General features: G+C 72.0%; 5 protein-coding genes and 1 tRNA gene. 3 read left to right on the top strand and 3 right to left on the bottom strand.

What is annotated here, in order from left to right; all coding sequences use genetic code 11:
* Positions 1-2: 2 nt before the first annotated feature.
* Together ACYUED_RS08930 and ACYUED_RS08925 are read left to right on the top strand one after the other, a co-directional pair.
* Positions 3-1,571 (top strand): DUF6519 domain-containing protein, encoded by a 1,569-nt coding sequence (locus ACYUED_RS08930; RefSeq protein ID WP_491291734.1) that lies wholly within the window; start codon positions 3-5, stop codon positions 1,569-1,571.
* Positions 1,571-2,464, top strand: coding sequence for a peptidoglycan-binding protein (locus ACYUED_RS08925; RefSeq protein WP_491291733.1), 894 nt, complete (start codon positions 1,571-1,573; stop codon positions 2,462-2,464). The genes ACYUED_RS08930 and ACYUED_RS08925 overlap by 1 nt, the downstream gene beginning before the upstream one ends.
* Positions 2,465-2,485: 21 nt before the next feature.
* On the opposite strand, the gene ACYUED_RS08920 is transcribed toward ACYUED_RS08925, so the two are convergent.
* The 3 genes from ACYUED_RS08920 to ACYUED_RS08910 all read right to left on the bottom strand — a co-directional run bounded on the left by ACYUED_RS08920 (position 2,486) and on the right by ACYUED_RS08910 (position 8,206).
* Positions 2,486-3,856: a M1 family metallopeptidase gene (locus tag ACYUED_RS08920; protein WP_491291732.1), complete on the bottom strand. Its 1,371-nt coding sequence runs from the start codon at positions 3,854-3,856 to the stop codon at positions 2,486-2,488.
* A 77-nt stretch (positions 3,857-3,933) separates the two neighbouring features.
* Positions 3,934-7,800 carry a Pls/PosA family non-ribosomal peptide synthetase gene (locus tag ACYUED_RS08915; RefSeq protein WP_491291731.1) on the bottom strand — a complete coding sequence of 1,289 codons (3,867 nt, stop codon included), beginning with the start codon at positions 7,798-7,800 and terminating at the stop codon, positions 3,934-3,936.
* Positions 7,801-8,118: 318 nt separating this feature from the next.
* Positions 8,119-8,206, bottom strand: a tRNA-Leu gene (locus tag ACYUED_RS08910).
* Between the two features lie 185 nt (positions 8,207-8,391).
* Here ACYUED_RS08910 and ACYUED_RS08905 point away from each other — a divergent pair.
* Positions 8,392-9,717, top strand: a complete 1,326-nt coding sequence (locus ACYUED_RS08905; RefSeq protein WP_491291730.1) for a M20/M25/M40 family metallo-hydrolase — start codon at positions 8,392-8,394, stop codon at positions 9,715-9,717.
* Positions 9,718-9,789 lie beyond the last annotated feature (72 nt).

Here is a 9,789-nt window from a genome sequence, read left to right as displayed (position 1 = left end):
TCATGCACGCTGATCTCTCCCGTCTCACCTTCCGCCCGGAGCGGCACTACTCCGCGGTCGTGGCCCAGCAGGGCCGCGTCCAGCTCGACGCCGACGCCAACGAGCAGACCGCGATCCACCTCCACCAGGCCCGCACCCTCGCCGCCGACCTGATAGGCCGCTACGGCGGTCCGCGCGACGTTGCGGGCCGCGTCGTGCCGGGCTTCCGCATCGAGTACGTGGGCGGCAGGCACGACATCGACACCCTCTACATCCACGGCGGCCGCTACTACGTCGACGGCATCCTGGTCGACGCGGACCGCCCGGCGCCCGGTGTGCCCGTACCGGACGAGGACGCCGAGGACGCCGAGCAGGACACCGCGGCGCCGCCGTCGTACTGGACCTACTGGGACCAGCCCGACGCCTACCGCGACCCGGAGAAGCCCGGCGACCGGCTGCCCTCTCCCGCGGGGGCGCCCTTCGTGGTCTACCTGAACGTGTGGGAGCGCTCGGTGAACGCGGCCGAGGACCCGGCGCTGCGGGAGGTCGCGCTGGGCGCGACGATGCCCGACACCGCCGCCCGCGTGAAGGTGGTCTGGCAGGTACTGCCGCTCTCCCTCGCGGAGTTGGCGATCGAGGACGCCGACCCGTCGAAGGAGGTCGTCCGCGCCGCCTTCGACAAGTGGGCGCAGCGCCAGGCGGCGGCCACCGGCCGGCTGGCCGCCCGCAGCGAGCGGCCCGACCACGCCGACGAGGACCCGTGCCTGGTCAGGCCCGACGCCCGCTACCGCGGACCGGAGAACCAGCTGTACCGGGTCGAGGTGCACGCCGGCGGCGAGGCGAAGGACGCCACCTTCAAGTGGTCCCGCGAGAACGGCTCCGTCGTCTTCGCCGTCGACGAACTCGACGGAACCTGGGTGCAGTTGGCGTCCCTCGGCCACGACGACAAGCTGGACCTGGACGTCGGCGACCACGTGGAGTTCACCGACACCGCGTACGCCTCCCGGCTGGAAGCCCTTCCCCTGCTGCGAGTCGAGGAACTGGACCTGCCGGGCCGTCGCGTGCGGCTGTCCGCCGAGCCCGAGCCGGGCGTCGGCCGGCTGCCGCACCTCAACCCGTTCCTGCGCCGCTGGGACCACCAGGAGGGCCCCCGGCGCAAGGGCCGCACGGCGGCCCTGAAGGGCGGCGCCGTCCCCGTCACGGAGGGGGAGTGGCTGCCCCTGGAGGACGGCGTCGAGGTCTACTTCGCCAAGGGCGGCGGCTACCGCACCGGCGACCACTGGCTGATCCCGGCCCGCACCGCCACCGGCAGCGTCGAATGGCCGGCCGACCCGGCACGCCGCCCCCTGCTGCAGGGACCCGCCGGCATCGCCCGCCACCTCGCCCCGCTCGCCCTGGTCAAGGGCGAGGAGAGCGCCGTCGACCTGCGCCTCGCCTTCGGCCCGCTGGCCGGCAGCATCCCGGCCGCGGACGCGGCGACGCTCGCGGCCGAGGAGCAGGCGCGCCGCGAGGAGCTGGCGGCCGAGGATCCCTCCCACGGGAGGTCGCAGACGACGGTGGAAGCGGAGGCCGCGGTGGAAGGAGACAACTGATGGCCACACCCCTGAGCGCGTCCAAGCTGGTGGAGATCCTGCGAGCGGAGGGCCTGACGGTTGTGGAGGTGCGCAACTGGCGTACCCACAACCGCAATACGAAGGGACCGTGGGGCCCGGTGAACGGAGTGATGATCCACCACACCGTCACCTCGGGCACGGACGCCTCCGTGAACATCTGCTACAACGGCTACTCGGGCCTGCCGGGGCCGCTGTGCCACGGCGTCATCGACAAGAAGGGCCACATCCACCTCGTCGGCAACGGCCGTGCGAATCATGCCGGGCTGGGCGACAGTGACGTACTGCGCGCCGTCGTCAACGAGTCGAGACTGCCGCACGACAACGAGGCGGACACCGACGGCAACCGGCACTTCTACGGCTTCGAGTGCATCAACCTCGGCGACGGCAGGGACCCCTGGCCCGAGGTACAGAAGGAGGCCATCGAGAAGGTGTCCGCCGCGATCTGCCGCCACCACGGCTGGAGCGAGCGGTCGGTCATCGGGCACAAGGAGTGGCAGCCCGGCAAACAGGACCCGCGCGGCTTCACCATGGACGGCATGCGCAGACGCATCGCCGACCGGCTGGCCGGCAAGGGGTCCGGCGGCGGCAAGGACCCCGATCCCAGGCCCACGCCGTCCAAGCCCTCGTACGCGCCCTTCCCGGGCTCCGGCTTCTTCCACGTCGGACAGAAGTCGGCGCTCGTCACCGCCATGGGCAAGCGCCTGGTCGCCGAGGGCTGCGGCCACTACGAGGAGGGGCCGAGCCCCGAGTGGACCGAGGCCGACCGCAAGTCGTACCAGGCCTGGCAGCACAAGCTCGGCTTCAAGGGCAAGGACGCCGACGGCATCCCGGGCAAGGTCACCTGGGACAGGCTGAAAGTGCCCGCGAGCTGACGCCGGGCGGCGCCCGCCCGCCTACGCCGAGTCGGCGTTGGTGGGCGGGTGCGCGGGACGCGCCGGAATCAGCGTGGGCATCGACGGCAGCGCCGCGCCGTACACCCAGGCCTGGAACAGGCCCTCCAGCGGCTCGTCCGCGAACCGGGCCGCATGCGCCGTGAACGTCGCGGTCGTCACCGCGCCGCCGCGGTGCAGCCCCGCCCAGGCCCGCAGCATGCGGAAGAAGGCGTCGTCGCCCATCGCGCAGCGCACCGCGTGCACGGTCAGCCCGCCGCGCTCGTAGAGACGGTCGTCGAACATCGACTTGCGCCCCGGATCGGCCAGCCGCAGATCCTGCGGCTGGGAGGACAGCAACCGGTGTGCGGCCGCCGCGAGTTGATGCGCGCTACGGCCGCCCGAGCGCTCCGACCACAGCCACTCGGCGTACTTGGCGAACCCCTCGTTCAGCCAGATGTGCCGCCAGTTGGCGATGGAGACGCTGTTGCCGAACCACTGGTGCGCCAGCTCGTGCGCCACCAGCCGCTCCGAACCCCGCGCCCCGTCCACGTGGTTGGCGCCGAACAGCGACAACCCCTGGGCCTCCACGGGGACATCGAGCTCCTCCTCGGTCACCACGACCGCGTACTCGCCGAACGGATAGGGGCCGAACAGCTCCTGGAACAGGTCCATCATCTGCGGCTGCCGGGCGAAGTCCCGTGAGAACTCCGGCAGCAGCTGCGCCGGGATGTGCCCGTGCTGCGGCACCCCGCCCGGCCCCGGGTCACCCAGCAGCACCGTCTCGTACTTGCCGATCGCCAGGCCCACCAGATAGCTCGACGTGGGCGCCGACTGCTCGTACACCCACGTGGTCGTCGACGCGCGCGTGGTACGGGTCAGCAGCCTGCCGCCCGCCACCACCGCGTACGCGGACGGCGTGGTGATCGAGATCTGGTACGCCGCCTTGTCGGCGGGCCGGTCGTTGCACGGGTACCAGGACGGCGCCCCGATCGGCTGGCTCGCCACCAGCGCCCCGTCCTCCAGCTCCTCCCAGCCGAGCCCGCCCCAGGGACTGGTGACCGGCTTGGGGTTGCCCGCCCAGTGCACCTCCACGGTGAAGGCGGCACCGGGCCGGACGGGCTTGGCGGGGCGGATGCGCAGCCGGCCGCCGCGATGCGTGTAGTGCGGCTGCCGGCCGTCGACCCGGACCCGCCCGATCTTGAAGTCGGAGAGGTTCAGGGTGAATTCGCCCAGCGGTGAACGGCCCGCGATCGCGTTGATCCGAGCCGTCCCGGCCAGCCGGTTGGGGCCCGGCCGGTAATCGAGCGCGAGCTCGTACCGGTGCACCCGGTAACCGGAGTCACCGTGATCCGGGAAGTACGGGTCCGAACCCGCCGACGTCTGAACTGCCACTGCTGCTTCTGCTCCCTGCGCTGCGCTGCCACTCTTCGCCGCCGATGCGACGCCCACCGACTCCGAGTGGCCCGCGTTCAGGGCCGCCATGCCTCGATCGGGTTGCCGAGCCAGCGGGTGTCGTCCGGGACGGACTCCGCAGCCATGACGAGCGACGCGGGACCCAGTGTGGTGCGGGCCCCGATCATGCTGCCGGGCAGCACGATCCCGCCAGGGCCCAGCGTGGCGCCCTCACGGAGAACAACAGTATCCGTCCGCAAGATCCGGTCGTGGAAGAGGTGGGTCTGCAGCACGCAGCCACGGTTCACGGTGGCCGCGTCCTCCAGGGTCACCAGGTCCGTCTCGGGCAGCCAGTAGCTCTCCACCCACACGCCCTTGCCGATCTTGGCGCCCAGACCGCGCAGCCACGCGGTCATCACCGGCGTTCCGGGCACCGAACCGGCAAGCCACGGCACGGCCACGACCTCGACGAAGGTGTCCGCGAGTTCGTTGCGCCACACGAAGCTGCTCCACAGCGGGTGCTCACCGGTGCGGTGCCGCCCGACGAGCAGCCACTTGGCGACGAACGAGACGACAGCGGCTGCCGCGCCGGTGCCCAGCAGCACCAGACCGGACAGCAGGGGAGCCCAGGGGCCCAGCAGACACAGCGCCGCCACCGTCAGCACCGCGAGGCCGGCCGAGCAGAACACCGGCACGATCCGGAACAGCTCCACCAGCCCGCGCGCCCACAGCAGTCGCGTCGGCGGGTCGTACGTCAGACTCTGGTCGCCCGTCTCGGCGCTGCGCGGCAGCTTCACCGGCGGCAGCCCCAGGTACGAGCTGCCCTTCTTCGCCTTCTTCGGCGTCGCCGACAGCACGCCGACGAGTCCGCCGTCGGGCACGCTGCGCCCCGGCGCGGTCATCCCCGAGTTCCCGAGGAACGCCCGCCGCCCGATCTCCGCGCGCCCGATCCGCATCCAGCCACCACCGAGCTCGTACGGCGCCGTCAGTGTGTCGTCGGCCAGGAACGCGCCCTCGCCGACCGTGGTCAGGCTCGGCAGCGCGAGCACCGTGGACACCTCGGCGCCCCGCCCGATCCGCATGCCGAGCAGCCGCAGCCACACCGGCGTGACCAGCCCCGCGTACAGCGGGAACAGGGTCTCGCGCGAGCGGTCCATCAGCTGCGTGACCGTCCAGGCCTGCCAGCCGATCCGGCTGTGCGTGGGATGCGTGCCCTCACGCAGGCCGAGGCTCAGCAGCCGTACGGCGACGAGGATCAGCAGCGCGTACACCGCCCCGAACGCCAGCGTGGCCGGGACGAGGGCGAGCGCGGCACCCCGCAGGGGCGCGTCCGCGCCGATGAAGGCGTGCGCCACGAGGAACGCGGCCCCGCCCGCCAGCAGCGGCAGCGCGGTCAGCGCGAGGCCCGTCAGGCCGTACATCACACGCCAGTACGTGCCGCGCTGCGGACGATCCTTGGGCCAGTTGCGCTTGGCCTTGCCGAGCTTCACCGCGGGGGCGCCGGCCCAGCGCTGACCGGTCGGGATCTGACCGGTGACCGCCGAACCCGGCGCCACCTCGGCCCGCTTGCCCACGCGGGCGCCCGGGAAGAGGATGCTGCGGGTGCCGACGGTGGCGTGCGCACCGACCTTGACCGCGCCGATCTCCAGCCGGTCGCCGTCCAGCCACCAGCCGGACAGGTCGACCTCGGACTCCACGGCGGCGCCCCGGCCGAGCTTCAGCAGCCCGGTGACCGGCGGCAGCGAGTGCAGGTCGACGTCCTGGCCGATCTTGGCGCCCAGCGCCCGCGCGTACCGCTCCAGCCACGAGCCGGTCAGCGAGGTCGCCCCGCTGAACTCGGCCAGCCGCTCGGCGGTCCACAACCGCAGATGGATGCTGCCACCGCGCGCGTACCGGCCGGGCTCGACGCCCCGCAGCAGCAGCCGCGCCCCGCCCGCGGCGATCGCGAGCCGTCCGGGCGGGCTGAACAGCACCACGGCGCCGGCCGCGACCAGCCACCAGGGAGCGGACGGCAGCCAGGAGTAGGCGGGCAGCAGGTTCCCGAGCGCGGCCAGCGCGACCGTCCAGCGCAGCCCGAGCAGCGTGAACAGCGGGACGAGGAGCAGCAGCTGGATCACCTTGGCGCGGGTCGGCACCGGCGCGATCGTGCGCTGGGCGCCGTCGTCCTGGACCGACGCCTCCAGCCGGCGGGCCAGCTTGCGCAGGGTGGGCTGCTGGTAGATGTCGACGACGGCGGCGCTGGGGTAGCGGGTGCGCAGCTTCGTCGTCAGCTGGGCGGCGGCCAGGCTGCTGCCGCCGATCGCGAAGAAGTCGTCACGGGCACTGGAGACCGGGATGCCGAGGACTTCCGTCCACTGCTCGGCCAGCCAGGCCTCGGTGCCGTAGAGCTGCTCGGCACGGCCGCCGGTCTCCAGGCCCTCCAGGGGCCAGGGCAGAGCGTTGCGGTCGACCTTGCCGGACGTGCGGGTCGGGAGGTCCTCGACCGGCGCGAGCAGCGGGACGAGCGCGGCGGGCAACTCGGCGCGCAGCTTCTCGACCGCGGCCGCGTGGTCCCAGCCCTCCTGGGTGACGACGTAGCCGACGAGGAGCTGGTTGCCGCTGCGGGCGGTGCGTACGGCGGCAGCGGCGCCCTGGACGCCGGGCAGCGCCTGCAGGGCCGCGTCCACCTCACCGAGCTCGATCCGGCGCCCGCCGAGCTTGATCTGCTCGTCGGCCCGCCCGAGGAACACCAGCCCCTCCGGCTCGGCCTTCACGAGGTCACCGCTGCGGTACGCACGCTCCCAGCCCAGGGACTCCAGCGGCGCGTACTTCTCCGCGTCCTTCTCGGCGTCGAGGTACCGGGCGAGACCGACCCCGCCGATCACCAGCTGGCCGCTCTCGCCCATCGGCACGGGCTCCCCGGCCTCGTCGACGACGGCCAGCTCGTAGCCGTCGAGCGGCAGCCCGATCCGAATGGGCTCCTCGCCGGACATGAGCGAGGCACAGGCCACGACGGTCGCCTCCGTCGGCCCGTACGTGTTCCAGACCTCGCGCCCCTCCGTCACCAGCCGCTGCACCAGCTCCGGCGGGCAGGCCTCGCCGCCGAAGATCAGCAGGCGTACGTCGTTGAGGGTCTCCGGCTCCCACAGGGCCGCCAGCGTGGGCACCGTCGAGACGACGGTGATCTCCTGCTCGACCAGCCAGGGACCGAGGTCGGCCCCGCTGCGGACCTGCGACCGGGGCACGGGCACCAGACAGGCCCCGTAGCGCCACGCCAGCCACATCTCCTCGCAGGACGCGTCGAAGGCGACGGACAGACCCGCCATGACCCTGTCAGCGGGACCGATGGGGTCCTCGGTCAGGAACAGCGCGGCCTCGGCATCCACGAACGCGGCGGCGCTGCGGTGGCTGACGGCGACACCCTTGGGCTTCCCGGTGGAGCCGGACGTGAAGATGATCCACGCGTCCTGCTCGACGCCGGGACGGGCGGCGGGAACGTCGCTGCGCCCGTTGACCGTGAGCGCGTGCCCCGCGCCGACGGCCGCGCGGACATCAGCCTCGCCGAAGACCAGCTCGGCCCGCTCGTCCGGGTCCTCCGCGTCCACGGGAACATAGGCGGCACCGGCGGCCAGCACGGCGAGGATGGCGACGTAGAGGTCGTTGGTGCCGGAGGGAACCCGGACCCCCACCCGGTCGCCCAGGCCGACCCCGGCGGCGGCGAGCTCGCGCCGCAGCCGCTCGACCTCGCCGGCCAGCGCACGGTAGGTGAGCCGCGTCGTACCGTCATCGAGAGCGAGCTCGTCCGGGTACGACCTGACGGATGCGTCGAAGATGTCGACGAGCGTGCGCGGGGAGGCCGCCTGACCTCCGGAAAAGCGCGCCGTGTCGCCGAACTGCTGGTGGATCTCTGCGCTGAGCTCTTCGTCGAGCAGGCCGAGAGCACTGCTCTCGTCTATCGCTGCCATCCGGTCCTCGCGTCTCGATCCCGGAAAACTCCGGGGTGCTGGCGGGCCCGCAGGTCTGCCTGGGGTTGTCCTCCTCCAGCTCCGTTCCGTAACAAGCCGGAAATTTTAGTACGAAGCTAGGTTCCGGACGGCTGATCGGCCACTCGGGAGGACCGTTCGGGGTGGATCAAGGACCGGCCAACCGTCTGTGACCTGGGGCTTTCACTCGGGGGAGAGATGGCCCACACGGTGAGTGAGGAGCGCCTTCCCGGGGCGGAAAAGGACTGGTGGGGCGGAAACGACGAAGTCCCCGGCCGCTGAGCGGCCGGGGACTTCGGCTGGTGTCCGAGGGGGGACTTGAACCCCCACGCCCGATAAAGGGCACTAGCACCTCAAGCTAGCGCGTCTGCCATTCCGCCACCCGGACAAGGTGTCTGTCGTGCGGGGTTGCCCCGCGGCGACGAGGGAAACATTACCAGCTTTCGAGGGCGCCCTGGTCACCCCCTGTCCGGCGTGAACGGCGTGTGACGGGCGGGGTCAGGTCTTGGGGTGCGCCCGGGGTCGGAGGGAGGATGAGGGGAACCACCAGCAGTGACAGCGGGAGGAAGCAGCGTGAGCGAGACGGACACGGCCAGGGGCGTCACCGGCGAGGACGAGGTCGTGGACCTCTGTCGCGAGCTGATCCAGATCGACACCAGCAACTACGGCGACCACTCGGGTCCGGGTGAGCGGGGGGCGGCCGAGTACGTCGCCGCGAAGCTCGCCGAGGTGGGTCTCGAACCGGAGATCTTCGAGTCGCACCCGGGCCGGGCCTCCACGGTGGCCCGCATCGAGGGCGAGGACCCGTCGCGGCCCGCGCTCCTCATCCACGGCCACCTCGACGTCGTACCGGCCAACGCCGACGACTGGACCCACCACCCCTTCTCCGGCGAGGTCGCCGACGGGTGCGTGTGGGGGCGCGGGGCCGTCGACATGAAGGACATGGACGCGATGACCCTCGCGGTCGTACGCGACCGGCTGCGCAGCGGGCGCAGGCCCCCGCGCGACATCGTCCTCGCCTTCCTCGCCGACGAGGAGGCCGGCGGTACGTACGGCGCCCGGCACCTGGTCGACAAGCACCCCGGTCTCTTCGAGGGCGTCACCGAGGCGATCAGCGAGGTCGGCGGCTTCTCGTTCACGGTCAGCGAGCAGCGGCGGCTGTATCTGATCCAGACGGCCGAGAAGGGCATGCACTGGATGAAGCTGACGGTGGCCGGCACGGCCGGGCACGGGTCGATGATCCACCGGGACAACGCGATCACCGAGCTGTCGGAGGCCGTCGCGCGGCTCGGACGGCACCGGTTCCCGGTACGGGTGACCAAGACCACCCGGGCCTTCCTCGACGAACTCGGCGACGCGCTCGGCACCGAGCTGGACCCGGAGGACATGGAGGGGACGCTGGCCAGGCTCGGCGGCATCGCCAAGCTCATCGGCGCGACCCTGAGCAACACCGCCAACCCGACGCAGCTGGGCGCCGGCTACAAGGTCAACGTCATCCCCGGCGAGGCCACGGCGCACGTCGACGGGCGCTTCCTGCCCGGGTTCGAGGAGGAGTTCCTCGCCGACCTGGACAAGATCCTCGGCCCCACGGTCAGGCGTGAGGACGTGCACTCCGACAAGGCCGTGGAGACGACCTTCGACGGGGCGCTGGTGGACGCGATGCAGTCCGCGCTGGTGGCCGAGGACCCGGCCGCCAAGGCGATCCCGTACATGCTCTCCGGCGGCACGGACGCCAAGTCCTTCGACGACCTGGGTATCCGCGGCTTCGGCTTCGCCCCGCTCAAGCTGCCCCCGGATCTGGACTTCGCCGGGATGTTCCACGGTGTCGACGAGCGGGTGCCGGTCGACGGCCTGAAGTTCGGCGTGCGCGTGCTCGACCGCTTCATCGACGCCTCCTGATCGCTTTTGGCGTCCGGTTTTCGTCAGTGAAACGAGACTTCAATAATCGTGCGCCCGTGCGGTAGTGACTGA

This window comes from Streptomyces sp. DF42 (assembly GCF_058267695.1).
The sequence above is the reverse complement of the archived record's forward strand: the minus strand, read 5'-3'. Positions and strand labels throughout refer to the sequence as shown.